The organism is Limobrevibacterium gyesilva, assembly GCF_025989185.1.
In the GTDB taxonomy this organism is placed as follows: Bacteria; Pseudomonadota; Alphaproteobacteria; order Acetobacterales; family Acetobacteraceae; genus Limobrevibacterium; species Limobrevibacterium gyesilva.
On record NZ_JAPDNT010000020.1, the window covers coordinates 21725 to 44724 of the forward strand.

Annotated in this window: 20 protein-coding genes and 1 tRNA gene; 7 read left to right on the top strand and 14 right to left on the bottom strand. The window is 69.7% G+C overall.

The genetic code is table 11. From position 1 onward, the window contains the following. Positions 1 to 26: 26 nt before the first annotated feature. Together bcp and OL599_RS18200 are read right to left on the bottom strand one after the other, a co-directional pair. Entirely contained in the window at positions 27 to 509 is a 483-nt protein-coding gene (bcp, locus tag OL599_RS18195; protein ID WP_264715293.1) for a thioredoxin-dependent thiol peroxidase, read from the bottom strand. Then, positions 506 to 3454, bottom strand: a complete 2949-nt coding sequence (locus tag OL599_RS18200; protein WP_264715294.1) for a bifunctional [glutamine synthetase] adenylyltransferase/[glutamine synthetase]-adenylyl-L-tyrosine phosphorylase — start codon at positions 3452 to 3454, stop codon at positions 506 to 508. Before OL599_RS18200 ends, bcp begins: the two co-directional genes overlap by 4 nt. 17 nt (positions 3455 to 3471) lie before the next feature. On the opposite strand from OL599_RS18200, the gene OL599_RS18205 reads away from it, so the two are divergent. After that, positions 3472 to 6750 carry a YhdP family protein gene (locus OL599_RS18205; protein ID WP_264715296.1) on the top strand — a complete coding sequence of 1093 codons (3279 nt, stop codon included), beginning with the start codon at positions 3472 to 3474 and terminating at the stop codon, positions 6748 to 6750. A 191-nt stretch (positions 6751 to 6941) separates the two neighbouring features. Here OL599_RS18205 and OL599_RS18210 read toward each other — a convergent pair whose 3' ends face one another. Continuing rightward, positions 6942 to 7784 (bottom strand): CDP-alcohol phosphatidyltransferase family protein, encoded by an 843-nt coding sequence (locus tag OL599_RS18210; RefSeq protein WP_264715355.1) that lies wholly within the window; start codon positions 7782 to 7784, stop codon positions 6942 to 6944. 29 nt (positions 7785 to 7813) lie between these two features. After that, a complete protein-coding gene (locus OL599_RS18215) occupies positions 7814 to 8485 on the bottom strand; it encodes a phosphatidylserine decarboxylase (protein WP_264715297.1) in 672 nt (223 codons plus the stop codon). A gap of 128 nt (positions 8486 to 8613) precedes the next feature. On the opposite strand from OL599_RS18215, the gene OL599_RS18220 reads away from it, so the two are divergent. Then, the gene (locus OL599_RS18220) at positions 8614 to 9090 is read left to right on the top strand and encodes a hypothetical protein (RefSeq protein WP_264715298.1); all 477 of its coding nucleotides are present in this window, start codon (positions 8614 to 8616) and stop codon (positions 9088 to 9090) included. Here the strand turns inward: OL599_RS18220 and OL599_RS18225 are convergent. Beyond that, positions 9015 to 10109, bottom strand: a complete 1095-nt coding sequence (locus OL599_RS18225; RefSeq protein WP_264715299.1) for a LysM peptidoglycan-binding domain-containing protein — start codon at positions 10107 to 10109, stop codon at positions 9015 to 9017. The two genes, OL599_RS18220 and OL599_RS18225, sit on opposite strands and share 76 nt — an antisense overlap. A 382-nt stretch (positions 10110 to 10491) precedes the next feature. On the opposite strand from OL599_RS18225, the gene OL599_RS18230 reads away from it, so the two are divergent. Next, on the top strand, positions 10492 to 11133 hold the full coding sequence (locus tag OL599_RS18230) for a cytochrome b/b6 domain-containing protein (RefSeq protein ID WP_264715300.1): 642 nt from the start codon (positions 10492 to 10494) through the stop codon (positions 11131 to 11133). A 46-nt stretch (positions 11134 to 11179) separates the two neighbouring features. On the opposite strand, the gene OL599_RS18235 is transcribed toward OL599_RS18230, so the two are convergent. After that, on the bottom strand, positions 11180 to 11632 hold the full coding sequence (locus tag OL599_RS18235) for a c-type cytochrome (protein ID WP_264715301.1): 453 nt from the start codon (positions 11630 to 11632) through the stop codon (positions 11180 to 11182). A 151-nt stretch (positions 11633 to 11783) separates the two neighbouring features. Between OL599_RS18235 and OL599_RS18240 the strand changes: the two genes are divergently transcribed. Next, complete coding sequence (locus OL599_RS18240; RefSeq protein WP_264715356.1) at positions 11784 to 12368, top strand: LOG family protein; 585 nt, start codon at positions 11784 to 11786, stop codon at positions 12366 to 12368. An 85-nt stretch (positions 12369 to 12453) separates the two neighbouring features. Continuing rightward, positions 12454 to 12530 (top strand) — tRNA-Pro (locus tag OL599_RS18245). A 27-nt stretch (positions 12531 to 12557) separates the two neighbouring features. Here OL599_RS18245 and OL599_RS18250 read toward each other — a convergent pair. The 5 genes from OL599_RS18250 to OL599_RS18270 form a co-directional block, all read right to left on the bottom strand. Then, the gene (locus OL599_RS18250; RefSeq protein ID WP_264715302.1) at positions 12558 to 13628 is read right to left on the bottom strand and encodes an ABC transporter ATP-binding protein; all 1071 of its coding nucleotides are present in this window, start codon (positions 13626 to 13628) and stop codon (positions 12558 to 12560) included. After that, entirely contained in the window at positions 13628 to 14458 is an 831-nt protein-coding gene (ugpE, locus tag OL599_RS18255) for a sn-glycerol-3-phosphate ABC transporter permease UgpE (RefSeq protein WP_264715303.1), read from the bottom strand. Before ugpE ends, OL599_RS18250 begins: the two co-directional genes overlap by 1 nt. Beyond that, positions 14455 to 15336, bottom strand: a complete 882-nt coding sequence (gene ugpA / locus OL599_RS18260; RefSeq protein WP_264715304.1) for a sn-glycerol-3-phosphate ABC transporter permease UgpA — start codon at positions 15334 to 15336, stop codon at positions 14455 to 14457. Before ugpA ends, ugpE begins: the two co-directional genes overlap by 4 nt. Positions 15337 to 15378: 42 nt before the next feature. Next, positions 15379 to 16755: a sn-glycerol-3-phosphate ABC transporter substrate-binding protein UgpB gene (gene ugpB / locus OL599_RS18265; RefSeq protein ID WP_264715306.1), complete on the bottom strand. Its 1377-nt coding sequence runs from the start codon at positions 16753 to 16755 to the stop codon at positions 15379 to 15381. A 100-nt stretch (positions 16756 to 16855) separates the two neighbouring features. Next, positions 16856 to 17044: a DUF2842 domain-containing protein gene (locus OL599_RS18270; RefSeq protein ID WP_264715307.1), complete on the bottom strand. Its 189-nt coding sequence runs from the start codon at positions 17042 to 17044 to the stop codon at positions 16856 to 16858. Positions 17045 to 17150: 106 nt separating this feature from the next. Between OL599_RS18270 and OL599_RS18275 the strand changes: the two genes are divergently transcribed. Further along, the gene (locus OL599_RS18275) at positions 17151 to 17666 is read left to right on the top strand and encodes an adenine phosphoribosyltransferase (RefSeq protein WP_264715308.1); all 516 of its coding nucleotides are present in this window, start codon (positions 17151 to 17153) and stop codon (positions 17664 to 17666) included. 133 nt (positions 17667 to 17799) lie between these two features. Then, positions 17800 to 18105 (top strand): hypothetical protein, encoded by a 306-nt coding sequence (locus tag OL599_RS18280; protein WP_264715309.1) that lies wholly within the window; start codon positions 17800 to 17802, stop codon positions 18103 to 18105. Between the two features lie 6 nt (positions 18106 to 18111). Here OL599_RS18280 and OL599_RS18285 read toward each other — a convergent pair whose 3' ends face one another. The 3 genes from OL599_RS18285 to OL599_RS18295 are packed head-to-tail and all read right to left on the bottom strand — an operon-like array spanning position 18112 to position 22941. Further along, the gene (locus OL599_RS18285; RefSeq protein ID WP_264715310.1) at positions 18112 to 19194 is read right to left on the bottom strand and encodes a glycosyltransferase family 2 protein; all 1083 of its coding nucleotides are present in this window, start codon (positions 19192 to 19194) and stop codon (positions 18112 to 18114) included. After that, positions 19195 to 21450: a tetratricopeptide repeat protein gene (locus tag OL599_RS18290; RefSeq protein ID WP_264715311.1), complete on the bottom strand. Its 2256-nt coding sequence runs from the start codon at positions 21448 to 21450 to the stop codon at positions 19195 to 19197. It abuts the gene before it with no gap. 15 nt (positions 21451 to 21465) lie between these two features. Further along, positions 21466 to 22941: a tetratricopeptide repeat protein gene (locus OL599_RS18295; protein WP_264715312.1), complete on the bottom strand. Its 1476-nt coding sequence runs from the start codon at positions 22939 to 22941 to the stop codon at positions 21466 to 21468. Between the last annotated feature and the right edge of the window lie 59 nt (positions 22942 to 23000).

A 23000-nucleotide genomic window follows, 5' to 3' on the forward strand; every position in this document is an offset into this window, starting at 1 on the left:
TTCACGACCCCTGGCATGATGCCGCGCTATTTCAGCGCCTGGGCGGCCGCCATCACCTCCTTGGCGTGGCCGGGCACCTTCACCTTGCGCCAGATCCTGGCGATGCGGCCCTGCGCGTCGATCAGGAAGGTCGCGCGGTCCATGCCCATGTATTTCCGGCCGTACATCGATTTCTCGACCCACACGCCATAGGATTCGGCAACCCCGGCGATCTCGTCGGAGGCCAGCGGGAAGGTGAGCCCGTATTTCTCCGCGAACTTCTCCAGCGCCTTCATCTTGTCCTTGGACACGCCGATGACGTCGATTCCGATCCTGCCGAGCTGCGGCAGCGCCTCCTGGAAGGCGCAGGCTTCCTTGGTGCAGCCGGGGGTGTCGGCGCGGGGGTAGAAATACAGGACGAACGGCTTGCCCTTCAGCGCCTTGAGGCTGACGGTCCGCTCGCCGGTCGCCGGCATGGTGAAGGCGGGCGCCTGGTCCCCCTCCGCCAGCTCGATCGCCGTTTCGCTCATATCTCGATCTCCCCCACATGCCGGATGAAGGTCGCGCGGACATCCCGCGCGACCGCGTCCAAGGTGGCGTGCAGCCCGGGCAAGTCAACCGCATCGGCGCCGGCCGCCTGCGCCGCCCGCAGCAGGGCGGCGGCGGCGGCATCGGACAGCTTCTCGGCCGGCGCGCGGCCATAGGTGATGCGCAACAGCCCCTGCACCGTCCGCCACAGCCGGTCCGCCCTGGTCAGCAACGCCGCATCCGCCTCCGGCAGGAATCCCGCCTTGGCCAGCCGCGCCAGCGCCTCGCGCGTGGTGGTGCTGGGAAGCTCCGCAAGCGCCGCGGCGTGCACGAGCTGCAGGGTCTGGGCCACGAACTCCACCTCGATCTGCCCGCCCGGCCGCAGCTTCACGTCCCACGGCCCGGATGGCGGCAAGTCGCGCAGCAGCCTCGCGCGCATCGCCGCGGCGTCCGCGCGGATCTGCTTCGGGTCGCCGGCGGAGGCCAGGGCCTTGCGGATCGCCGCCTCGATGCGCCGGCGCAGCCGCGGCGGCCCGGCGACCACGCGCGCCCGCGTCAGCGCCATGCGCTCCCAGGTCCAGGCATCCTCGGCGTGGTAGCGCTCGAAGCCCGACAGCGAGACCGCAACCGGCCCCTTGTTGCCGGAGGGGCGCAGCCGCATGTCCACGGCGAACATCGGCCCCTCCGCGTCGGGGGCGGTGACGGCGGCGATGTAGGCGTGCACGGCGCGGATGAACCACTGGCTGGCGGGAAGCCGGCGCGGGCCGACACTCTCATGCCTGCGTTCCGGATGGTCGTAGATCAGCATAAGGTCCAGGTCGGAGCCCGCCATCATCTCGCGGCTGCCGGCCTTGCCCAGCAGCACCACGGCCATCGTGCCGCCGGGAACCCGCCCGTAACGTTCGGCGAAATCGTCCAGCGCCCGCGGCAGCAGCATGGCCAGCGCCGCGTCGGCCAGGGCGGTGCGCGCGAGGCCGGCGGCGTCGATATCCATGCGCCCTTCCATGGTCGCCACCGAGATCGAGAACTCCTCCTCGCGCACGGTGGTGCGGATGATGGTGATCGCGTCCTCCAGCGTCCGCGCGTCGGCCAGGCGGCTGCGCAGCAGGCGGTCGCAATCCGGCTGCGCTTCCGGCGACAGCAGGCCCTCCAGCGCCGACGGCGTTCGCGCCAGGTGGTCGGCGAGCGAGGGCGAAGCGCCGAGCACCGCGGCCACCCGGTCCATCAGCGACGGGTTGCGCTGGAACAGCGACAGCAATTGCACACCGGCCGGCAGCCGGCCCAGGAAGGCGTCGAACCGGGCGAACGCGGCATCGGGCTGCGCCTGGCGCGACAGCGCGACCAGCAGGCGCGGCAGCACCGTGTTCATCAGCTCGCGCGCCCGCAGCGAGCGCAGCGCCCTCGCCCGTCCCGCCTGCCAGCTTCGCACCGCGGCAATGACGGCGGCCGGATTGTCGTATCCCATGCCCCGCAGGGCCACGACGGTCGCCTCCGGCAGGTCGCCGACGCCACGGAAATCGAGCGCCGGCGGCGCGCCGTTCTGATCCTCCTCGGGCACGTCCTCGAACACTTCGCCATAGCGCGCCTGGACCCGCATCAGATGCCGCAGCAGCACCGTGGCGAAGGCATCGGCGCTCGCGTAACCCATGAACACGGCGAAGCGCTCCATCTGGTCGGGGCTGTCCGGCAGCACGTGGGTCTGCCGATCGGCGACCATCTGCAGCCGGTGCTCCACCCGGCGCAGGAAGCGATAGGCGCTGGCCAGCTCGCCGGCGGCGCGGCGGGACAGGTGGCCGCCCCGCGCCAGCAGCCGCAGCGCCTCCAGCGTGCGCGGCGTGCGCAGCGTCGGGTCGCGGCCGCCCCAGACCAGTTGCAGCGTCTGCGCCAGGAACTCGATCTCGCGGATGCCGCCACGGCCCAGCTTGACGTTGTGGCCGAGGATGCGCGTGGCGGCATGGGTGTGCGCGCCGAGCGCGGTTCCCTTGTGCTCGTCGATGCGCCGCTTCATCGCGTGGATGTCGGCGACCGCGGCGAAATCGAGGTGCCGGCGCCAGACGAAGGGACGGATCGCGTCGAGGAACTCGGCCCCGAGCGCGATGTCTCCGGCCACCGGGCGCGCCTTCAGCATGGCCGCGCGCTCCCAGTTCTGGCCCATGCTTTCGTAATAGGCGATGGCGGCCGGCAGGGCGATGCAGGGCGGGGTCGCCGCCGGGTCTGGGCGCAGCCGCAGGTCGGTGCGGAACACGTAGCCGTCGGCGTCGCGGGTCTCCATCAATCCCACAAGGCCGCGAGCGATCCGTGTAAAGAACGCACCGGCGGAATCGCCGTGGTAGATACCCGATTCCGGATCCTGCAGCAGGATGAGGTCGACATCGCTGGAATAGTTCAACTCGCGGGCGCCGAGCTTGCCCATGCCCAACACCGTGAAGCCCGATCCGCGTGCCGGATCGTCAGGATTCGGCAGCCGCAACTCCCCGCTGTCATGCCCGGCCCGCAGCAGATGCGCGACCGACAGCCGCAATGCCGCCTCGGCCAGATCCGTCAGCGCCGCCGTGACCCGGTCGAGCTGCCAGATGCCGCCGATATCGGCGATGGCCGTGGCCAGGGCGACGATGCGCTTGGCCTGGCGGAGTGCGGCGGCCACCCGCGCGCGCGGCGCCGTGGGCGGCACCGCGGCCAATGCGGCCATCGCCCGTTCGACCGCGACGCCGGGCCCCGCCTGCGCCACGAGCCGGACCGTCGCCACCTCCCGCGCCGCCAGTTCGGCGAGGAACGGGCTGTTGCCGCCGAGGCTGCGCAGCAACGCGCCGCCGGCGCCGCGCGCGAACCGCGCCTCGGTGCGGCCGAGGCTTTCGTAATGCTCGCGCAACCGCCCGGCGGCCTCGGCATCGGCCGGGAGGGGCCAGGTGGCGGGGAGGGTGAAGCGCTTTTCAAGGGTCGTGACCATGATCCGGCAGGCTGGCCGTGAGGGCGCTCGCCGGTCAAGCGGTGCTGCGCACCGGGCGGCTGCTGCACCGCATCCTGCAACTGCTGGTGGCGCTGATCGTGCTCGCCGCCTTCGGCGTCGGCGTACTGACGTGGCGGCTGTCGAGCGGGCCGCTGGAGCTGTCCTGGCTGACGCGCCGCCTGGAAGCCGCGGCCAACGCGGATGGCGGCCCTACCCGCCTCGTTATCGGCTCCGCGGCGCTGGCATGGGAGGGATTCAGCCGCGGCGTCGACCGGCCGCTGGACATCCTGCTGACCGATATCGCGGCGACCGACGCGCAAGGCGGCCGCATCGCCCGCATTCCACGCGCGGAGGTCTCGCTGTCCGTGGGCTCGCTGCTGCTCGGGCGGGTGGTGCCGCGCGCGATCGAGGTCGAGGGCCTCCGCGTGCGCGTGCTGCGTGCGGCCGATGGCAGGGTGACGCTCGATCTCGGCAGCCTGACCGACGCGGCCACGGACAACGCCACCGACCAACCGCCCCCGGCCGGGCCGTCCGCCGCCGACGTCGTGGCCAGCGCGCTCGCCGAATTGTCGCGGCCACGCCAGTCCGATTTCGCCGCCAGCGGGTCCCGCTGGAGCCAGTTGCAGCGCTTTCGCATCCGCGATGCGGCGATGACCGTGGTCGATCGCCAGCTCGGCGTGCAGTGGCGGGCGCCGTATATCGACCTCGACGTGCTGCGCCGCCGGCGCGGCGGGGCCGACGGGACCGCCGTCATCGGCCTCGCCCTCGCCGACCAGACCGCGCAACTCACCCTGCGAGCCGCGCTGCCGGGCAATGGCGGCAGCATCGCGGTCAGCGGGGAGTTGACGCAGATCCGGCCCGCCGCGCTTGCCGCCGCCGCCCCTGCCCTGGCCGACCTGGCGGCGCTCGATGTCCCGGTGGTGCTGACCGGCTCGGCCGAGATCGGCGCCGATCTCGCGCTCGCGGGGGCCAGGTTGCAGGCGCGCCTGGGCAAGGGTGCGATCCGCATCGGGCGCGGCCAGGTGTCGCTGGTCGGCGCCACGGTCGATCTCGCCGGTTCGCTGTCGGCGCTGGAGGCCCGGCTGGTGCGCGCCGAGGTGGTCCCGCGCGAGGACGGGCCCGTCAGCGTGCTCACGGGCCAGGTCAAGGCCGAACGTGCGGGCGGGCAGGTGCGTGCGACGGTAGGTGTGGAACTGGACCAGGTCGCCTTCGCCGATCTTGCGACGCTATGGCCGGACGGCATCGGCGGCCCCGGCACCAAGCCGTGGATCACCACCAACATCACCGCGGGCATCGCCCGCAACGGCCGCGTGGAGCTTTCGCTCACCGCGCCCGAGGATCTCTCCGATGCCGAATTGACCGCGATATCCGGCGGCATCGAGGGCCATGACGTGACCGTGCACTGGCTGCGCCCCGTGCCGCCGATCGAGCATGGCGAGGCGTACCTGTCGTTCCGCACCCCGGACCTGATCGAGATCGCCGTCCAGTCCGGCCGGCAGGCTGGCGGCGCGCGGGGCGGGATCGCCCTTCAGGCCGGCAGCGTGCGCCTGTCCGGCCTTGCCGCGCACGACCAGTTCGCGGATATCGAGGGCGACATGTCAGGGCCGGTGTCCGACGTTCTCGCTTTGCTGCGCCACCCCAAGCTGCGGCTGCTCGACCGGCACCCGATCGAGATGCGCGACCCTGCGGGTCAGTTCGCGGGCCATCTCACCGTCACCCGCCTGCCGCTGCAGGACGACGTATCGATCGATGATCTGCGCATCGCCGCCACCGCGCGCCTGCGCAACCTGCATCTGGGCGGCGTCGCGGTCGGCCGCGACCTTGACAACGGAACCCTGGAGCTGCGGGCCAGCAACGACGACCTGAAGATCACCGGCACCGGCGACATCGCCGGCATCCCCACGAAATATCAGGTGGAGATGGATTTCCGCAGCGGGCCGCCGTCGCAGGTCCTGCAGAAGGTGTCGGTTTCCGGCACCGTCGATGCCCGCCAGGCGGAGGCGGCGGGGCTGGCGACCGGCGGCCTGGTCTCGGGCTCGGCCGCGGTGCAGGCGAACGTGCAGGCGCGCCGCGACGGCCGCGGCGAAATAACCGTGCGGGCCGATCTCGCCGGCACGACGATGCAGCTGGCCCGCCTCAACTGGAAGAAGCCCGCCGGCCGCCCGGCCTCGGCCGACATGCACGTGGTCCTGGCCGGTGACCGGCTGGCCGCGATCGACCGGCTGCAGATCCAGGGCGAAGGCATCGATCTCGACGCCCGCATCGAGTTCGCCGACGGCAAGCCCGTACGCGCCCGCCTGCCACGGCTGGTGTTGGGCAAGACGACGGACCTGCAGGGGGATGTCCGCTGGCCCGCCCGCCCCGGCGCGCCCTGGATGATCAGCGCCTCCGGCCCCAGCCTGGATGTGTCGTCCCAGTTCGAGCGGCACGCCAGCACGCCGCCCAAGCCCGCCGATTCGCAGCCGGGGCCGCCCTGGTCGCTGGATGCGCAGTTCGACCGGGTGGTGCTCGGCGACGGCCGCACCCTGTCGGGCGTCGTCGTGGCCGCCGACAACGACGGCCGCATCACCCGTCAGGCCTCGGTGAGCGGCCGCACCGCGGCAGCGCCGTTCGATCTGTCCATCACGCCGGCCCCCGGAGGCCGCCATCTGTCCGGCACCACGAAGGACGCCGGCGGTCTGCTGCGGGCGCTGGATGTCGTCGACAGCATGCAAGGCGGGCTGATGACGCTGTCCGGCAGCTACGACGATGCCAGGCCGGACAATCCGCTGTCCGGGACGGCGGAGATCACCGATTTCCACATGCGCAAGGCGCCGGCGCTGGCGAAGCTGCTGCAGGCCATGACGCTGTATGGCCTCGTCGCCGCGGTGCAAGGGCCAGGCCTCGGCTTCGACCATCTGGTGGCGCCATTCCGGCTGGTCGGGGACAACCTGGAACTGAACGATGCCCGTGCCTTCAACCCGTCCTTGGGCATGACGGCAAAAGGGCGGCTGGACCTGGCCAAGGAAAGCTGTGACGTCCAGGGCACCATCGTGCCCGCCTATTTCTTCAACACCCTGCTGGGCCACATCCCCCTGGTCGGGCGGCTGTTCAGCCCCGAACGCGGCGGTGGCCTGTTCGCCGCGACCTACACGGTGCAAGGGAACTGCAACGACCCGTCCGTGACGGTGAACCCGCTGGCGGCGCTGACGCCGGGATTCCTGCGCGGCATCTTCGGGATCTTCGACCAACCGGCCGGCAGCAAATCCCCGGCCGCGGTCCCCCCGGCGGACAACAAGCAGGGGAGCCGGAACTGATACCGACGGTCCTTGACGATGACCCTTCCATCGTCAAGGGCCGTTGGTATCGCGCGCCGATCCGCTTGCGGCACGCAAGCGCGTGCCTGTCGCGGGCTTGGTGGGCGGCGGCGCGCAAAATAACGACTCGTGCCAGCGGTCATTCTTCATGGCCGCTGGTATGAAGCGATGTCCGGCGCGCCGGCCGCGTTCTACGCGCTCGCCTCGCTCTCCGGCTCCGCATCCTCCTCGGCTTCGCGCTGGAGGCGGTGGAAGCTGCGGGCGCTGAACGGGAGCATTCCGACATAGATGAGGCCGCCGGCGGCAAGTGCCGCCCACGGATCGGCCACCAGCAGGGCGGCGAACAGCCCGGTGCCCAGCAGCAGCGGCAGCACGTATTCCGCGGGGACCTTGAAGTTCTTGAAGCTCCAGACCGGCAGCGTCGAGACCAGCAGCAATGCGGTGCCGACGAGCACGGCGGCGACGAACGGGGCCGACTGGGCGGCGGCGAGCAGCCAGCCCCACCCCATCGATTTCGCTTCCAGGCCGACGAAAAGCGGGAACAGGGCAAGCCCGGCGCCGGCCGGCGCCGGAACGCCGGTGAAGAAGTTGTACGCATAGGCCGGATGCGGCCCGGAATCGAGGGCGGCGTTGAAGCGCGCCAGGCGCAGGGCCATGCAGACCGCGAACATCAGGCACGGCATGAACCCGTAGCCGTGGACTGTCTGCAGCGACCAGAGATACAGCACGAAGGCCGGCGCGACGCCGAAGCAGAGGAAGTCGGCGAGGCTGTCGAACTCGGCGCCGAAGCGCGAGGTCGCCTTCAGCAGCCGGGCGATGCGCCCGTCCAGGCCGTCGATGCAGGCGGCGACGAGGATCGCCACGGCGGCGGCGCCGAAACGGCCCTCCAGCGCGAAGCGCATCGAGGTGAGGCCCGCGCACAGGCCCAGCATCGTCAGGATGTTGGGGATCATCCGGTTGAACGACGGGCCCTTGAACCGGGGACGGTGGCGCGGGCGCAGCCGCCGGTGCAGCCGGCGCATCGGCGATTCCATCAACGGCACCGGGCGCGGCCGCGGCGCGCTCACGATCCGAGATCCGCGATCACCGTCTCGCCGCCGATCATGATCTGACCCTCCGCGACCAGGGGACGCACGCCTTCCGGCAGGTAGATGTCGGTGCGGCTGCCGAAGCGGATGATGCCGAAGCGGGCGCCGGCCTGGACGGCGTCGCCCTCGCGCACATGGCACAGGATGCGCCGCGCGATCAGGCCGGCGATCTGCACCACGGCGATCTCGCGGCCGTCGGGCAGGCGGACGGCCAGGGCGTTGCGCTCGTTGTCCACGCTGGCCTTGTCGAGGCTGGCGTTGAGGAACTTGCCGTGGCGATAGGCGATGCGCGTGACCGTTCCGTCCACGGGGATGCGGTTCACGTGCACATCGAGGACCGACAGGAAGATGGCCACCCGCCAGCGCGGCGCGGTGCCGAGATCGAGCTCGGGCGGGGGCGCGGCCGGGGCGATCGACACGATCCGGCCATCGGCCGGCGCCAGCACCAGGCCGGGCCGGCCCGGCGGCACGCGCTCGGGATCGCGGAAGAAATACAGGCAGAACAGAACGAAGGCCAAACCGAGCACGGCCAGCCAGTCCGCCACGAACAGGCCGAGCACGAACACGATCACGCCCCCGATGATGAACGGGCGGCCGGCGGGATGGGGCGGCGCGAGCACGAGGCGGAGCGAAGACGCGAAAGCCATGATGATCCTGGCGAAAACTGCGCTCAGTTTATGGATGCTTCACCAGGTCCGGGCAAGACTGGCGTGGGTTCGCGACAAAGCGAGGCCGGGACCGCCGGCACGGCGTCGCGCAAGGCGGGGGGTTCGCGATGCCGTTGGATGCGCCGTTCAGGCTCGGTCCTTTCACCGTCGACGAGGTGGGACGGTTGATGCCCTGCACGCCGGCGGATTTTCCCACATTCTGCGTGCTCTGGCGGGGGCTGACGGTGCGGGTGGAGCTCACCGTGCGCGCGATGGCGGCGCCGGAGGGCCTGCTGGCGCTGGGCATGGCACTGGGGCGCGTGCCCAGCAGCGCCGACCCGGCGGCGATGCCGCGCGGGCAGGTCCTGGACATGCTGCACGATCTCGCGACGCGGTTGCCGGCAGGCTGGAAGCTCGACCTGCTGGCCGATCACAGGGTGGGCCTGAAGGCGGCGCGTGCCCTCGCTGTCCCGACCACGGTGACTGCCCTGGTGAGCGAAGTGGCGCTGTTCCTGCTGGCGCTGTCGCCTTACCTCGACGTGCTCGGCGAGACCGGACTCGGCACCGGGGGCGCGGCGGGGACCGCGAATACCTGGCCAGGATAGATCAGGTTCGGGTTGCGGATCTGATCCCGGTTCGCCTCATAGATCACCGTGTATTGCGTGCCCTGGCCGTAGGTGCGGCGGGCGATGCGCCAGAGGCTCTGCCGCGGCTGGACGACGACATGGCCGTCGGCCATCTCGTTCGCCGTCATGACCGTGCGCTGGAACGGCAATTCGATGCGCATGGCCACCTGCCCGGCCGCCGCCAGCTGGTCGATGCGCAGCTTGTGATCCCCGGCGGCCACGGCGGCGGCCGGCTTCAGGGTCCAGCGGCCTTTGGCGTCGGCGGTGGCGTCGCCGGCTGGGGCATTGTCGATATAGACACGCAGCGCCGCGCCCGGTGGCGCGGTGCCGGAGAAGCGGATCTGGCCGCGATCGTCGTAGTCGACCACTTCCAGGCCGAGGCGCTGGCCGGTGGCGGGCGAGGCGGCAGGCGCCTGCAGGATGCGCGACGGCGCATTCGGGGACATCAGAACCGCCAGTGGCGGCGCGGACACGGGTGCCTCGGCTGTGCCCGCCGGCCGCTGCGGCAGCACGACGACGACGGGTTCGTCGCCTTGCACCTGCGGTCCGCCCGGCAGCTGCGCGGTCAATTGCAGTTCCTGGCCGCCGGCAGCCAGAGGTGCCGCGGGAATGATGACCCATTGCCCGCGTGCGTCGGCCTGGGTGCGGCCGATCTCGCGCCCGTTGTCCACCACGGCGACATCCGCGCCAGGGGCCGCACGGCCGGCGATGACGGCATCGCCTGTCGGGCTGACCCGGACGATGTCGAAGCTCGGCTTCGCGGGCGGCGCGACAGCAAGCGTCGTGTCCGGCGCGGCGGCCGCGGGCGCGGAAGGCTTTGCGGGAGCTACCGCGGCGGCTTGCGGCACCGAAGGCACCGGCACGGGGACGGATGCCGCCTGCGGCGCGGGCGGCGGCGCGGGCGGCGGCGCAGGCGGGGCGCCGCCGTGCGGGCCCAGATTCAGCCAGAGCACGCCACCGACAACCGCCGCGCCGGCGAGCAGGAGGATCGCCGGCAACGGCCGGGGGAAGTGGCGCCCGCTCGAACCGGTCATTGACATGTTTGTGACCCTAGTGTCCTGCCTCAGGCCTTCGCAAGGCGAATCTCAGGGAAAGCAGGCCACTATCCTACTGATCTCGTGTCCCGATTCAGGAGCTCGCAAGGGCGAACATCCAGGGCCGGACACTAGGACCAATGGCAGGCAGCCGCAATTCCCGTCTCATTGCCTACCGGCGGCCGCGAAACGGCGCACGGATATCCCTGTTCGGCCTGCGGCATCTGCGGGCATATTCGCCCCCCCCCTGGGCAGGCACGCTGCCGGGCATTCGATATGCCGTGCCGACACGAAAGGATACGCCGGAATGGCACTCCGCGATTTAAGCAGGCCTTTGAATTTGCCGATGCGGGTCTGGGATGCGCCGACGCGCCTGTTCCACTGGCTGCTCGTGATCCTGGTCGTTCTCAGCTATGTCAGCACCCGCCTGAGCTGGATGGATCTCCACCTGCTGTCCGGCTACGCGATCCTGACGCTGCTGATCTTCCGGATCGCATGGGGCTTCCTCGGCAGCGACACGGCGCGGTTCAGCCACTTTCTCCGCAGTCCTCTGGCCGCTTTGCGCCAGCTCGGGCGGATGCACCGGCGCGAGCCGGATACGCAGGTTGGCCACAGCGCGGCCGGCGGCTGGATGGTGGTGATCCTGCTCGCGCTGCTGTCCGTTCAGGCCGGGACCGGGCTGTTCGCGAACGATGACGGCGCCACCGAGGGGCCGCTGATGAAGTTCGTCAGCAAGGCCGACAGCGACTGGCTGTCCAAGATTCACGGGATCAATTTCAACATCCTGCTGGCGGCGATCGGCCTGCATCTGGCGGCCATCGCCGTCTATGCCGTGGTCAAGCGGCACAGTCTCGTCAAGCCGATGATCACCGGCAAGAAGCGCCTGCCTGCGGCAACGCCGGCGCCGCGCATGGCGCACCCGTTGAAGGCGCTCGTCATCCTGCTGATCGCGGGCACCGCCGTGTGGGTTCTGGCGACCCGGGTGTGATGGCGTCCCCCGATGATGATGCCCGCATCATCGGGGGGCCGGTGCCTCAACGGCTGCGATAGGCCGTATGGCAGGCGCCGCAGGTCGCCCCCGTCGCCTTGAACTGCCGGGCGAATCCGTCCTTGTCGTTGGCTTGCGCCAACTGCGCCAGCTTGTCGGCCTCGGTCGCCAGGTTGGCGGCCGCCTTGTCGAAATTGGCGCGGTCGGACCAGATGGCCGGCCTGGCCTTGGTGTCGCGGCCGCTCTCGGTTCCCGGCGGGAACAGGGTCGGCATGGTCCGTCCCCAGTCGGCGATCTCTTTCGCCAAGCCGGCCAGGGGCGCCACATCCTGCCCAGCAGCCACCGCATTGCGGATGGACGCAGTGTGTTCGCCGATTCGCTTGTAGCCCGCCTGACGTGCGGCAATGATGTCCTCCGGCGCTGCCATGGCCGTCGAGGCCATCGGGTCGAGCGCCAGCCCTGCCACCGCCATCCATCCGAGAAAACGACTTTTCGTCAAAACCATACTCATTCAACCCCCTGCACGCATTGATCGCGACACGCCGGACGCCCCGGCACGGGCGGCCATGCCCGCGCCCGGAAAAAATCTTACGATGCCCACCGGCGCGGGACACACCCTGTCCTGCGCCGCAGGATTCCTCAAGGAGACGATGATGCCCGAAATCCACTCGGTTGCCGTGTTCTGCGGCGCAAGTCACGGCAACGATCCGATCTTCCGCGAAGCCGCGGAACAGCTGGGCCGGGGCCTGGCGGCCGAGGGCTTGCGGCTGATCTATGGTGGCGGGCATGTGGGCCTGATGGGCACGGTGGCCGACTCCGCCGTCACCGCGGGTGGCACGGTAGTCGGCGTGATCCCGGATTTCCTGCGGCGGCGGGAAGTCGCGCATGAGGGAATCGCCGAGCTGATCGTCACCGACAGCATGCATGGCCGCAAGCGCCGGATGTTCGAAATGGCCGACGTCTTCGTCACCCTTCCGGGGGGGCTCGGCACGCTGGACGAAACCTTCGAGATCCTGACCTGGCGGCAGTTGAAGCTGCACGACAAGCCGATCCTGATCTGCGACATCGCCGGCTCCGCGGCGCCCTTGCTGGCGATGATCGAGGCAGCGATCGCCGCCGGGTTCGCGCGGCCGGATATCCGCGGCCTCTATGAGGTGACCGTCGGCGTTGCCGAGCTGATGGAGCGGCTGAAGCGCCTCGCCACGGCAAAGGGCGCAGCCACCGCGCTGCTGTAACGATATCGGCCCTTGATGACGCCCCTCCGATCATCAGGGGCCGCTTGCCCTGCGCGCCGCAGGCGGCTATATGCCCCGCCTCGGTCGGAGTGTAGCTCAGCCTGGTAGAGCACTGTGTTCGGGACGCAGGGGCCGGAGGTTCGAATCCTCTCACTCCGACCAGTCCCACCCTTCCCGCCCGGGGTGGGTTCAGGCCGTGGCGTCGAGACGCAGGCCGGCTTCTGCATCGAACACATGGATATGCGCCGCGGGAAACGACACCTGCATGGCCTCCGTCGGCGCGTCCGCTTTCGCGACCTTCACCGACAGCATCTCGCCGCCCGGCAGGCGGCCGATCACGACGGTCTCCGACCCCAGCGGCTCCAGCAGGTCCACCTGCAACGCGAGCCCGGCCGGGTCCGGCTGCACATGCTCGGGGCGGATGCCGATGGTGAGTTTGCGGCCGTCCGGGCCCGGGCGGCGGCCATCGGCGAAGGGGATCGTGACCCCGATGTCCAGCTCCACGGCACTGCCGCCGTGGCCGAGTCGGCCGGCCAGGAAGTTCATGGCCGGGGCGCCGATGAAGCCCGCGACATAGGTGTCGGCCGGGCGTTCGAACACCTCCATGGGGGTGGCGAACTGCACCGGCCTGCCCAAATGCAGCACCAGCAGCCGGTCGCCCAGGGTCATCGCCTCCACCTGGTCATGCGTCACGTACAGGCTGGTGACGCCCATGCGCCGCTGCAGCCGCCTTATCTCCGCGCGCATGGTCACGCGCAATTTGGCGTCCAGGTTCGACAGCGGCTCGTCGAACAGGAACAGTTTCGGCTCGCGCACGATGGCGCGGCCCATGGCCACGCGCTGGCGCTGCCCGCCCGAAAGCTGCCGCGGCTTGCGCGCCAGCAAGCCGCCGAGGCCCAGCAGCTCCGCCACCTCGCCCACGCGCTTGCGGATGGCATCGCGGGTCAGCCCGCGGATGCGCAGGCCGTAGGCCATGTTTTCGAAGACGGTCATGTGCGGATACAGCGCGTAGTTCTGGAACACCATCGCAATGTCCCGCGCCGCCGGATCGAGGCCCGCGACATCCCGCCCGTCCAGCACGATGCGCCCGGCGGTCGGCACCTCCAGCCCCGCGACCAGGCGCAGCAAGGTGGACTTGCCGCAGCCGGACGCGCCGACGATCACCAGCATCTCGCCGGACGCGAGGGCGAGGTCGATGCCGTGCAGCACCGGCGTGCTGCCGAAGCTCTTGCGCAGGTCTTCCAGCAGCAGCGTTGCCATCACTTCTCGCCTTCGGTCAGTCCCTTGACGAACCAGCGCTGCATCAGCACCACCACCGCCACCGGCGGCAGCAATGCGAGCACGGCGGTCGCCATGACGCGGTTCCATTCGGTCTGCGTTTCCGTGCCGATCATCTTGACGATGCCGATCACGATCGTATCGAGCCGCGGATTGGTCGCCACCAGCAGCGGCCACAGATACTGGTTCCAGCCATAGACGAACAGGATCACGAACAGCGCCGCCAGGTTGGCGGCGGAGACCGGGATCAGGATGTCCTTGAGGAATCGCAATGGCCCGGCGCCGTCCATCCGCGCGGCCTCCACCAGCTCGTCGGGCACGGCGAGGAAGGTCTGGCGGAACAGCAGCGTCGCGGTGGCGCTGGCGATCAGCGGCACGGTCAGGCCGGGAAACGTGTTGATCAGGCTGAGATCGGACATCACGGAATAGGTGGGCATGATGCGCACCTCCACCGGCAGCATCAGCGTGATGAAGATGGTCCAGAACGCGGTCATGCGGAACGGGAAGCGGAAGAACGTCACGGCATAGGCCGACAGGATGGAGATCACGATCTTCCCGGCCGCGATCGCCAGCGCCATGCCGGCCGAAACCAGCAGCATGCGCCCGACCGGCTGCGCCCCGGGGGCACCTTCCGCCAGCACCGCGGCATAGACGCCCCAGCCGTCCAGCCGCGGCACCAGCGACAGCTCGCCGCGGGCGATCGCCGCGGGGTCGAGCGTGGCGCCGGCCAGCACCAGCCAGATCGGCAGGATGAACAGCAGCACGCCAAGGCCGAGCATCACGTGCGCCGGCCAGTCGATGCGCCCGTTCATTCAGCCACCTTGCGGCCGAGGAAGCGGAACTGCAGCACGGTCAGCACGATCACGCCCAGCATCAGCACCACCGATTGCGCGGCCGACGAGCCGATATCGAGATTCACCACGCCGTCGCGGTACACCTTCACCACCAGCGTTTCGGTGGCCTTGCCAGGCCCGCCCTGGGTCAATGCCTGGATCGTGCCGAACGTGTCGAACGCCGAATAGACGAGGTTGACCACCAGCAGGAAGAACACCGTGGGCATCAGCAGCGGCAGCACGACGGTACGGAACCGGAACCAGCCCTTGGCGCCGTCCATGCGCGCCGCCTCGATCACCGCGCGCGGGATCGACTGCAGGCCGGCCAGCAGGAAGATGAAGTTGTAGCTGACCTGCTTCCAGGCGCTGGCCACGATCACCACCAGCATCGCCTGGGTGCCGTCCAGCTTGTAGTTCCATTGGACCCCAGCGCGGTTGAGCCAGCGCCCGACCAGCCCGATCTGCGGGTGCAGCAGCAGGATCCACAACACGGCGGATACGGCGGGCGCCACCGCGTACGGCCAGATCAACAGGATCCGGTAGAAGCCGCGGCCGCGGATCTCGCGGTCTGCGTAGACGGCGAGCAGCAGCGCGAGGCCCATCGAGAGGGCGGTGACGGCGGCGCAGAACACCACCGTGCGGCCGATGGAATCGACGTAGAGCGGGTCGCTGAACAGGTCGGCGAAATTCTCGAGCCCGACGAACTGGGTGCGGATGCCGAACGGGTCGGCGCGCGTCATGCTCGACCAGATCGCCTGCCCGGCCGGCCACAGGAAGAACACCACCGTCAGCAGCAGCTGCGGCAGCACCAGCAGCATCGGCAGGGCGATGCCGGGGAAGATCGTGCGCCGTTCCATGGCGTCAGGCGCCGCACCGCGCGGCGGTGCGGCGCCGCGGCATCAGGTACGGACCGATTTCTCGAACTCGCGCAGCACGCGGTTGCCGCGCTGGACCGCCGAATCGAGCGCCTGTTGCGCGCCCTGCTGGCCCTGCAGCGCCTTCTCGACTTCCTCGTAGATGATGTTGCGGATCTCCGGCAGGCGCCCGAGCCGCAGCCCGCGCGAATTCTCGGTCACCGTGCCGCGGGTCAGCGACGTGATGGCGAGGTCCGCACCGGGGTTCTTCTCGTAGTAGCCCTGCGTCTTCGACAGCTCGAACCCCGCCAGCGTCACCGGCACGTAGCCGGTATGCTGGTGGTACATCGCATCCTGCGCAGGCTGGCCGATGAACTGCAGGAGCTGCGCGACGGCCTTGTACTCGGCCGGCGTGCGGTTCGGCGTGGTCATGGTCCACAGGCTGGCGCCGCCGATGATGGTATTGTTCGGGCTGGGCGTCACCTCGGGGTCGTAGGGCAGCAGCGCCGGCGCCCATTTGAACTTGGCGTTGCGCACGATGTCGCCCCGCCCCGCCGAGGAGCCGAAGCCGATGGCGGCCTGGCCCGAATAGAACAGCGGGTCGGGCGCGGTGTCGCGGCCCGCATACTTGAAGGTGCCTTCCTTGGCCATGTCGAGCAGCCGCTGCAGATGCTTCACCGCCGCGGGGTTGTTCAGCTTCAGCTCGGCATCCAGCCCCTCGAAGCCGTTGGCCTTGGTGGCGTAAGGCAGGTTGTGGATGGCGCAGAACTGCTCGAGCTGGATCCAGGTGAGCCAGGACGTGGTGGTGGCCACCCGCTCCAGCCCCTTGTCCTTGGCCATCGTCGGGATCGCCCATTTCTCCTTGAGCGCGCGGGCGGCGACGACCAGTTTGGGCCAGGTGTCCGGCGGGCTTTCCGGGTCCAGCCCGGCCATCTCGAACGCGTCCTTATTGTACCACATGACCGCGGTGGACGAATTGAGCGGCATCGAGGCCATCCGCCCGTCCGGCAGGCTGTAATAGCCGCGCACGGCCGGGATATAGGCGGCCGGGTCGATCTTCAGTCCGGTGTCCTGCACCAGCTGCCAGACCTGCTTCACCGCCGGGCCCGCCGCAAGCATCGAGCCGGTGCCGACCTCGAACACCTGCACGATATGCGGCGCCTGCCCGGCGCGCCATGCGGCGATGGCGAGGGTGAGCGTTTCAGGGTAGGTGCCCTTGTAGATCGCTTCCAGCTCGACCGCGGACTGGCTCGCGTTGAAGTCGCGGGCGATGCGGTTGATCTCGTCGTTGTTGGCGCCGGTCATCGCGTGCCAGAAGACGATCTTGGTCTTGCCGCCGGCCTGCGCCAATGCAGTTGGTGCGAACGCGGTGGGCGTGGCCGCCAGCGCAGCCGCGCCGGCCAGCAATGTGCGACGCTTCATCCCGGGTTTCCTCTCCACATCAGTTGGCGTTCGGGTCCGTAATGGCGATCCGTTTCACCGCCATGACATTAATATGACGCTTGATTGAAGGTCGAGACGTTCATTTGCGCGCGGCCCACACGATCAGCCAATACGCCGGCACCACCCATAGCAGGCCGGCGACGACATAATACAGCGACTGGACAGCCCAGTGGGCCGACGCCAGATGGTCTGCCATCGTTACGGCTGCGGCGAGATAGGCGGTGAACCCGGCAAGGCCGAGAATGAGAGCGATCAGCGTGCGGGACATGGCGGCTGGGTTAGCCGCTGCCGGCGCCCGGCGCCAGCCCCGCGCTTGTCCGGCTGCCGAAGCGGGCTATACACACCCCCTCGCATCGCGCTGGAGCCGCCCCGCCATGGACCTGAAAGACCACATCAGAGCGATCCCCGATTTTCCGAAGCCGGGGATCCTGTTCTACGACATCTCCACGCTGCTGCGGCATGCGGACGCCTGGCAGGTCGCCATGGGCCGGATGGCCCGGGCGGTGCGCCCGCACCATCCCGACCTGGTGGCGGGGATCGAGTCGAGGGGGTTCCTGATGGCCGCGCCGCTGGCGCTCAAGCTGGGCTGCGGCTTCGTCATGCTGCGCAAGCCCGGCAAGCTGCCCGGCGGCACGATCGGCCTCGACTACGCGCTGGAATACGGCTCCGACCGGATCGAGATCCAGGCTGACGCGGTGCAGAAGGGGCAGCGGGTGGTGGTCGTGGACGATCTGCTGGCCACCGGCGGCACCATGGCCGCGGCGATCCGGCTGCTGCAGAACATCGGCGCCGAAGTGCCCGCCGCCGCCACGTTGATCGAGCTGTCATTCCTGCGCGGCCGCGAGCGCATTGGCGTGCCTGTCGAATCGCTGGTGAGCTACGACACCTGATCGGGGCCGGAAGCGACAGCTTCAGGCTCGCGCCGTCTCAAAAATGCGCCGCGTTAACGCGAGGTCAATGCTTTCGCGGCATGGTCGGCCGGACGTCGCAGACGCCAGACGTCGCAGACAATGGGCGAAGGCGGTGCCGATCGACATGACCATCCGGGGTATCGGCGCAGTGCCAAGACCGCCCGAGCCGGTCGCGCGACCCGATATCGCGAGCACAGGGCCGGCCGTTTCCGCGCATGCGGACGCCGCGAAGCCGAACCCGAGCCTGCGGATTGACCCCGCGCTCGGGCTGGTGGTGATCGAGTTTCGGGACACGGACGGCCGCGTCGCGAATTCCATCCCGACGGAGCACCAGCTGGAAGCCTACCGTTCCCACGCCGCCACCCAGGCTCACCCGACGCCGGCATCGCCGAAGGGCGTCGCGCCCGCGAAGGACTAGCACCCTTCATCCGCCGCAGGCCATGCGGGCGCGATGGGCGGCCAGCATGGCGATCTCAAGGCGTTCGGCCGTGAACGCAACCTCGGGCAGCATGGTCTCGATCGCCGTCATCGCGTCGGCGAGATGCCGGGCCATCCACATGGCCGGCACCCCGTCCTCGGCGGCCAGGCGCGCGATGCGGTCTGGCAGGGCGCTGCGAAACGCCGCGGCCTCCTGCCGCAGGCCCGGCAGCCAGCGGCCGCGGAAGACGCGCCTGGCGTCCTGCAGCAGCCGGCGCCGCGCGGCCTCGTCGACCCGCGCCAGCGCGAACACCTCGATATGGGCATAGGCCGTGGTGATCAGCGGCGTGGTCCAGCGCAAATCGGCGAGCGCGTCATCCGCGGCGAGGCCGCGCTGCGCAGACGCCGTGCAGCTGCGCGCCAGGATGCCAACGTCCTTGCCGCCGTCGCGCCGCCAGAACAGCAGCTCCGGCACGTGGCGGATCTCGCCGTAGAGCGCCAGCTCCGCCAGCACGGCATGATCCCATCCTGCCCGGTACGGGATCCGGCTGAGGCGGTTGACGGCATCGCGCCTGTAGATGCCCCAGAAGCTCGGCGCGCTGGTGTAGCGCGTCATCACATGCACGGCGCGATCCACCGGATCGGGCCCGACCGCCGCGAGCCGGTGCGCCTCCGGATAGACGTGATGCACGGTCCCGGCGCCCGAGAAGACCAGCCCGCCGGCGTGGCACATCGCGCAATCGGGATGCGCCAGCAGCACGGCCATGACCCGCTCCACGAAATCCGGAGCGAGGATGTCGTCGGCCGTCTTCGGCATCACGAAATCGGCATCCCCATGCCAGAACGCGCGCTGGCAGTTCAGCACCGCGCCGGTGTTGACGCGGCTTGCCGTGAGCCGCACCCAGTCCAGGCGGCGCGCGTAGCCGGCGACGATGTCGGTGGTGCGGTCGGTCGACCCGTTGTCGATCACCGTCAACCGCAAATTGGGCCAGGTCTGCGCGGCGATGCACTCGATTGCGTCCGCGATTGTCTTCTCCCCATTGAAGACGAACAGGTTCACGTCGACCGCCGGAGCGGTGGAAGCGGCCATTCAATCCCGCTCCCGCGCACACCAGTCGCGCCAGGCATGCCGCAGCGCCGCCCCAAGATTGCGGCCGAAACGCGGGCCGTCGCAAAGCGGGCTGGCCTTCACCCGTGCCCGCAATCCCTGCCGCAGCTGCGCGAGGGCGGCGAGATCGCCCGCCCAGCGCACCGCCAGACGCTCATACTCCGCCCGATCGGCCGCAACCCAGTCGGCGAGCCCGACATTGCTGAGATGACTGGTCGAATGCCGGGAGGCGAAGGTCTCGCCGGGAACCGTGACGGTGGGAACGCCCATCCACAACGCCTCGCAGGTCGTCAGGCCGCCGTTATAGGGAAACGGATCGAGGACGATGTCGATGTCGCCATACTGCCGCAGCAGCTCGCGATGCGGCGATGCGCCGCGCAGTTCGATGCGATCCGCCGCGACGCCATGGCGCGCGAAGCCGTGAAGAATGCGCGCGCGTGTCTGCGCATCGGCCATCTGATGGCATTTCAATACGAAACGGGAACCGGGAACGCGGCGGAGAATGGCCGACCAGGTCTCGATGACCGTTGCCGTCACCTTGGCCAGGTTGTTGAAGCAGCCGAACGTCACCCTGCCCGCCCGCAGCGCCGGCAGCGCCGCCACGGGCGGCGCATAGGCCGGCGGGCTGTAGCAGACATAGCCATCCGGCAGCACCAGCAGCCGTTCCGCGTAGAACGCTGCGAGTTCGGGCGGCGTTTCCCAGCGATCGGTCAGGAACCAGTCCATTTCCTTGAGGCCGGTGCTGTGATTCTGCGACCCCACCCACTTCACCTGAACCGGCGCCAGCCGCTCGGCGCAGAGTCCCATCAGGCCGTGATCGCCATAGCCGCTGAGCTCGATCAGCACGTCGATCTCCAGCCCTCGGAGCTGCTCGACGCGTGCGCTGCCGACATGCTGGTCGAGCGTGTGCCACTCCGCCGCGATGGCGCGGAACTGGCGCTGGATCGGGTCGTCGGCGTAGTGCGGGCCGAGACAGACGATGTCGAACGCTTCGGGATCGAGCGCTTCGAACGCAGCGACGGTCAGCCATCCCACCGGGTGGACCTTGAGCGCGGGCGAGAGCAGCCCCAGCCGGATTCGCCGCTGCGGATCGGGCGGCGTGCCGACCCGTCCTGGGGTTCCCCGCGACAGGGTCGCGGCGGCGCTGCGGTAGGCCTGCAGCAGCGCGGCGCCGCCGATCCCGTCGCAATAGGGCAAGGCGTTGCAGAGAGTCCGCCAGGCGGTATCGGCGCCGGGGGCAATCTCCACCGCCCTGCGCGCCGTTGCCGCACCTTCCTCCTGCAGGCCCAGCGAGGCCAGCGCATTCGACAGGTTGCAAAGCAGGCCGACATGCTCGCCGTGCTCGCGGATCAGCGCCTCCAGCGCGTCGTGCGCCTCACGGTGCCGGTTGGCCCTGACGAGCGCGGCCGCATGGTTGTTGCGCAGGCCCAAATCATCCGGCGCCAGCGCGATCGCCGCCTCGAAATACGGAATGGCCTGGGCAATGCGGTGCTCGCGTGTGAGGCATTGGGCCAGTTGCGCGGTCGCCGTTGCGCTGCCGGGGGCAAGGGCAACCGCGACTTCCAGCAGGTCCGCGGCCTCGCTCCGCCGGCCCAGACGCTCCAGCAGCGCGCCGCGTGCGCAGATCAGCGCGGCGTTGGTCGGATCATTCCCGGACGCGAGTTCAAGGCGGCAAAGCTCCGTCTCGCCGCTGCCGGCGCCGAGGGCGGCGTCCACACGCCGCAGCGCGATCTCGATATTGCCGGGATCCAGCCGATGCGCTTCGGCGAAGGCGGACTCCGCGGCCGGCCAGTCACCGGACAGCAGCAGGGAAACGCCGAGCGCATCCCACACATCCGCCCGATCCGGCGCCACCGCGCAGCATCGCAGAATCAGCGTCTGCGCCTGCTGCCAGTCGCCGCATTTCAGCCGGAGGCAGCCGAGTCCCAGAAGCGCCTCGGGGCGATTGGGATTCAGTTCCAGGACCCGTTCATAGGCGGCGCCGGCTTCTGTGTCGTCGCCGGCGAAACGGAAGCTCTCCGCCCGACGCAGAACCGGCTCGTCCCATTCCGGCAGTTGCCGGCTCACTTCCGCGAACCAGGCGCGCGCGGCATCGGCGTTTCCCTGCCGTTCTTCCGTCAGCGCCTTGTTCAGAAGCATCGTCGGCGAGGTGTCGTCGCCGGTTTCGGGAAAGCCGGGGGCACGCGACGAACGAACAACCGAAGCCGGCATGTCCCGTTCGGTCAGGAGTGCGGTCATCCGGATCGCCTCCTGTCAGTGCCGCGCGCGCCGGGCGACGATGAGCAGCCCTTCCACCTCGGCCCCCGCTTCCATCCGCAGCGGCTCGCGGCGGAACCGGGAGATGGTGAATCCACATTGCTCGACGATCCGCCGGATGTATGCGGCGCCATGGACGTAGCGGCCCTGGATGCCGAGCCGCCAATCCTGTGTCCCCGCGTCGTTGCCGTTGCCCTGGGGGATGTCCCCGCCAAGCGCCTCGACCGTGAAGATGAAGACTCCGGCGCGCTGCAGCCGGGGCCGCAGCTTTTCCAGAACGCCCTTCAATTCCCCGAAATAGCAGAACACGTCGGCGGCAACGATGATCGCCCATTCGCGTTCGTCGGTGTCGAGCATCTGCTCGATATCGCCATGCACCAGCTCCGCGTACAGGCCTTTCCGCTCCGCCTCGGCCAGCATGCCGGACGATGCATCGACTCCGGCGAGGTGCGAAATCCGCAGATCGGACAATACCACGCCGACGAGGCCCGTGCCGCACCCCAGGTCGAGTATCGGACCCAGCTCACGCGGTGCCGCGTCGCCCGCTTCGGCGAATCCGAACTCCGCCAGGATCTCCGCCCGGATCAGGCCGGGCACGCGATACCCCAGTCCGATCAGATGGCTTTCGAAGCGTTCGGCATAGCCGTCGAACACCGCCTCCAGATACTCCGTGGGCGCGCGCGCCGCGTGCGGGCGGATGCCGGCGGCGCTGACGAGGTGGCGCACATACGGATCCTCCGGGGCAAGCTTCAGCGCCTCGGCATAAGCGCCGGCCGCCTCGTCGTGGCGGCCGACGATGGACAATGTGTGTCCATACAGCCCGAACACCGCCGCATCGACGACGCCCTCGCCGATCGCGGCCTCCGCCACCGCCATCGCCGTCCCGAACTGACGGGTGCGCAGCGCGAGCATGAGGCGCGAGACCCTGAAGCCGACGGCCTGGGGCGATTCCCGTATCCCTGCGGCCAGCACATCGTCGGCCCCGGCAAGATCGCCCTGCCGTTCCAGCGCCTCCGCAAGCGCCTGGCGGTATGCGACCCGTTGCGGGTCGGCGCCCACCGCCTCGCGCAGGCAGGCGGCCGCATCGGCGAACTGCCTTGCTTCGATCAGGATGATTCCCAGAATGGCCTTGGCCCGGTGATTGCCCGGCTCGCGAATCACCGCCTCCGCCGCATCCTCGGCCGCACCGGCGATGTTGCCGGCCCGGATGCGCGCATCCGCGCGGCACAGCCGCAACGCCACGAATGACGGCTCCCGGGCGATCGCCTCACCGAGGAGTGTTTCCGCATCCGCCACGCGGCCTTCCGCCAGCAGCAATTGGCCCTCAAGCTCATCGAGTTGCATCGACAACGGCGAAGCCGCCCGGGCCGCGTTCAGCAGCGGCCGAACGGCGTGCAGGCGCCCGCTTGCGAACATGTCACGGGCGCGGCGCGTGAGGGCGGTGTGGAGCGATGCGGGATTACTGAAGGACATGGAGGGCTCCTTTTGAGCCGTGCGGTGAGCTGGCGCGTCCTGCTGCGGACGCGAGGCCC